This is a genomic window from Psychrobacter communis (assembly GCF_014836505.1).
Classification (GTDB): domain Bacteria; phylum Pseudomonadota; class Gammaproteobacteria; order Pseudomonadales; family Moraxellaceae; genus Psychrobacter; species Psychrobacter faecalis.
On the sequence record NZ_JACSQR010000063.1, the window covers coordinates 1 to 4,446 of the forward strand.

Genomic DNA, 4,446 nt, shown 5'->3' on the forward strand with positions numbered 1-4,446 from the left:
GATTTCGACATATTGGCTACTTTTAAGTCCTCACAAGCAATCATGGCGTGGTTTTTGCTGATTGTGGTGGTGATTTTGAGACACTTCTTTGAACTGATGCTTTAAATCACGAACTTCATTGCGTAGGCTTCTACTTTCTTCAGGTAACGGTAAATAAGTTTTAAAGTTATACAATCTAACCTTTTCTTTATTGCGTTTCACCATAGCACCGTTGGAAATTGAGTTAATTACTTCAATTAGCTTCGTTTGCTTGCCCCAATAAAAATCACTCGGCGCAATCCAAGTCAAGTTTTTAGTTGTTTTTAGATTATTAGCTAGCTCAGTAACTTTATCAATTATTTTATTTTGATGATATGTTTGTCCGACGAAATATGTTTTGTGATTACTATTTAATTCTAAGTCTAAAAACTTATTAAAATCAAACTTACCGCCTACAATAATTTTTAAAGTCTCTGGATCTTTTAAAGACTCCATGCTTTGCATAATCTCAGGTAGGTTATTCTGGCTAGGCTTATATTGATCCAGTATTTGAGTGATCGTTTGCTGTATATTATCAGACCTAGTAAGTTCAAGTTCGCTACGTTCTAATTGAGTGCCGTCTTCAGCATTAATTTCGAAAGGTTGGGTAAATCTAAAAAAGTCAGTATAAAGCTGTTCAATTAAATCTATCTTGTACAGCTCAATGTCCTCCGAAATATTTTCGATTACCTTATCTTCCTTTAGGTTCATAAAGTCTGCTTGAAACTGGCGTTTAGCAACATCCTTACTCTCTGACAAGTCTTTGTTTGGTACATTTAACTCCAACGCGTTACGATTATCTTTAGAAGTCCTTTTTTTTGGTATAAAGTTTCTATCTAATAACTCTAAATGCAAACGTTGGGTTCTTTCTTGCAAACTAGGTATTTTTGGGCCTTTACTGTTTTGATCAAATAAGAGTTGACCCTTGCTTGACAGTCCGATAGTACCGTCTTCATTCCATCCAACCCACCCTTTATCAGTCAAGTCCTGTATGGCGATTTCGGCTTCTCTTTGAGTAAAGTCAAAATAATCAGCAAAATCCTTAGGTTTGCAAGAATTTAGTTTTAATAGACGTAGAGCAAACTCTCTGACAAAGGGGATGCCACGCTCATCCATATAGGAAAATATGATTTTAAAGCTAGGCGACTTGATGACAAAATCAACTTTATTAAAAACTATGCTTCCTGAATTATTCATTATTTGCGTCCTCGCTTGTTAGAAGACATTTCTATAAGATTATATTTTGAGTCGTTACCGTGTTCTTTGAAATATTTAAGAACTTCCGCTAACGGTGTATGTTTATTTTTTGAACTTTCCCAAGTTTTCGTTGCTCCAACAATAACAAGCTTATCCATAGCTCGTGATAGCGATACGTTAGTACGGTTAGGTAAATGTAGAAATCCTGTCGTTAGCTGTTTATCAAAACGTGTAAGAGATACAATAATGATTCTATTTTCTTTACCTTGATAACTGTCTACCGTATCGATCTTTATCAACTGTCTAAAACTGTCATCCCAAGTATTTTCATTGAATTTTTTACGTAACAGTCGTTTTTGTTCCGCATACATACAGATCACTCCTATTAAGTGATCGCCTTCTTTCAAACACTTTTTGGCCGTCTCACTACTTAAAAGTTCATCGTTGTTTTGGATATCTTGTAGTAATTTGATGATGACATCAACCTCAACCCGATTAGATGAACTCCCATTAGATGCACCTGTATGATATGCATTAGGCATAGAGGATGTATCAAGCCAACTGACACAGGACTGGATCTCTTTGGGTACGCTGTTATATATATCAGGAATATCTTCTTCTTGTTTACCGTTTTCAAGCAAACCGTCGTAAAAACAGTATGAAACAAGATTACCAATAGCAGGTGCCATACGGTATTGAGTTTTTAGTGTAGCGCAAGTATTTCTTCCATATTCAGACTGGAATACACGCTCAAAGTCACTACCTAAAGCATCATCTAGCTCTTCACCTCGTTTAGGAATACCTAATCGTCGTGCTAAAGCTAACTTGTGTTCTTGTGAATAGATGGGAGGTAGTTGTTTATGATCACCAACCAACAGTACTCTCTTCCCAGACTGCATGGCGATGGCTAACTCACTAGAGATTGATCTTGCTGCTTCGTCAATGATAACCCAATCATAGACATTTTCGTTAATACCGATATGTGACTGTCCCATACCAACACAGGTCCCGACTACTAACTGACGTGATCTAGCAAGGAACTCTGCATAGTTAGTACGCTCATTTGATAATGAATCAAGCATATCTTCAGTAAGTTGAATTAACTCACCAGCTTCTGAGCTTTCCTTTGGTTCAACGGAGTATTCTTTATTGATTTCAGAAACTAACTTGGTATAAATATCTTCAATACTTGACTGACTAATGTTGAAATCTATATTAAAATTGGTTTGAGCCATTTTAGATTCAATATCTTGCTCAATAGCTTTAAGAAGATTTGTTTCCTCTTTATTATCTATATCCTTTTCCTTATTGTCTTTATCACTCATCAATAAGTTATAACGCTTAATTTGTTTACCTATATCAAAGTGTATTTGAGCTCTTTTACGTAAGTAGTCTTTTTCGAGTCCCAATAATAAACCAAGATTTTGAATGCGTTCAATTTTTTCAGCTTTGAGTAACTCGTATTTTGAATTTTGCAAGTTCTCAGAGAATACATCCTGTAATTCACTTGAAACAGTTCTACTACGGTTACTAAAACGTACAACATCCAATTCTGTATCAAGTCGACGACAGTGACGACGTATTCTTTCAGCCGCTGTATTAACAGCCTGATGAGACTGACTCACCAGTAGTATGCTTTGAGTATTCTGTTTCTCAAATAAGTAATGTACGAATGCTGCGATAAACTCAGTTTTACCTGTCCCAGGAGGTCCCTGTAGGAGAGATACTGGTCCGTTTTTTAATAGTTTTTCAAATGCCTCTTTTTGGGGATCATTTAATCTTATCGTCTGCTCATATTCATTAATACGATCATATCGTTTGAAGTCATCTTCACCAATAGTAGAGTCGTAATGAGTAGCGGGTAATTTACAAGTTGCATCAAAATATTCATAAAGGTTATTGATTACGGCCTCGCCATCTAAAATTCTAGATAGCGCATTTTTACGACGGTTAAAAGAAACCTTACTCTGTTTACTTTGTATATAAACTATTGTGTCTTCAACTATGGAGTTATTACGTCTGACACTACCTGGCTTAAAATGAAGCTCGTTTAAAGAGCTCCTTTTAACATCTATGTTTCCATATACAAAGGTCTTATCATTAGCGGTATCTTTACCTAAAGCTTGTACAATATCGTCTTTATTGAATTGGTCTAAAGGGCTTACTTCTCCATTGTAGGGTACATAAACCTTATCCTCATCCTGCCAAATAACTGAGTCAGTGGCGGTAATATATGGAAGAGCTTCGGTTTCGGTGTTTAAGATTGCTTGCCATAAATCTTTAACTGTAAAGGAGTATGAGCTTTCCTTCTTTGAAGGTTCTTCAGTAGATTCCATTATTTCAGAAGTAAAATCAGGCTCAGATTCAAGTTCTACATTTTGATTGGTAGTTTCATCCGTTCTTTGTAACTCTTTAATAAAGTCATCAACTGCATTAGTAAAATGAGTGTCCTTTAATAGTACTTTGTTTAAATCAGCTAAATCATGACGATGCTCGCTAGTTAGCCGCACTCCTAAAGAAATAATTGATTGGCTGTCTCTTCTATCTTTAGCTGATATATGGTCTCGGTTAATAGGAGGTAGGACATGGGTAAACTTTTTTTCTGTTATTGAGTAAAAAGCTTTAAATAAACCACCTAAACCTATAAATTTAACTAGTACGTCGTTCTTCTCCTTACTTTTACTTTTTTCAAACTGAAAAAACAGCTCATCATTTTCTGGATATATTTCAAGAGTGTCAAAAGAATCTCTATTGCCAACACCTACCTCAATCAGTTGAACTTCAGATTTTGGTTGAAGAGCGTCTTTAAAACGTTCAAGAGAAATGAAGCCTGATTTGTAGTCTGATAACTCAATAGATATAACTTTAGCAATATCAGGAAATTCAGCAGACTCTTTACCCCAAGCAACTCCTAATAGCTCACAACTCATTTTCATAACTGCAAAAATATCACGCATTTGCGTCGTAGCGTTTTCAGCGTGGCTAGGAGCGTACTCATAATTTAAGTTGCTACTACCATTTGAGTTAAAGTCTAAAGCATCAAATAGATACAACTGATAATCAGAATCAGCAGCAACTGGACTTATTTTTATATTTTCAGGATGTAAATCACCATGCGTAACACCAATTCCATGAAGGTGCTCAATAGCATGAATGTAGTGGCATAATAAAATTGGACAGCTTCTAAGAGGTTATAATAACCCAAAGAAGGAAACTAGTATGACCAACAAA

The 4,446-nt window shown here is 35.6% G+C and carries 2 protein-coding genes; both read right to left on the minus strand.

Translation table 11 applies throughout. The annotated features are described in order from the left end of the window. Window positions 1-30: 30 nt before the first annotated feature. A complete protein-coding gene (locus H9653_RS12150; RefSeq protein ID WP_191692560.1) occupies window positions 31-1,215 on the minus strand; it encodes a hypothetical protein in 1,185 nt (394 codons plus the stop codon). Continuing rightward, window positions 1,215-4,172, minus strand: coding sequence for a DEAD/DEAH box helicase (locus H9653_RS12155; protein WP_191692561.1), 2,958 nt, complete (start codon window positions 4,170-4,172; stop codon window positions 1,215-1,217). Before H9653_RS12155 ends, H9653_RS12150 begins: the two co-directional genes overlap by 1 nt. Window positions 4,173-4,446: the final 274 nt, after the last annotated feature.

Bases quoted from the DNA above. Each gene is read 5' to 3' on its own strand.
- H9653_RS12150 (WP_191692560.1), bottom strand. From the start codon at position 1,215: ATGAATAATTCAGGAAGCATAGTTTTTAATAAAGTTGATTTTGTCATC.
- H9653_RS12155 (WP_191692561.1), bottom strand. From the start codon at position 4,172: ATGCGTGATATTTTTGCAGTTATGAAAATGAGTTGTGAGCTATTAGGA.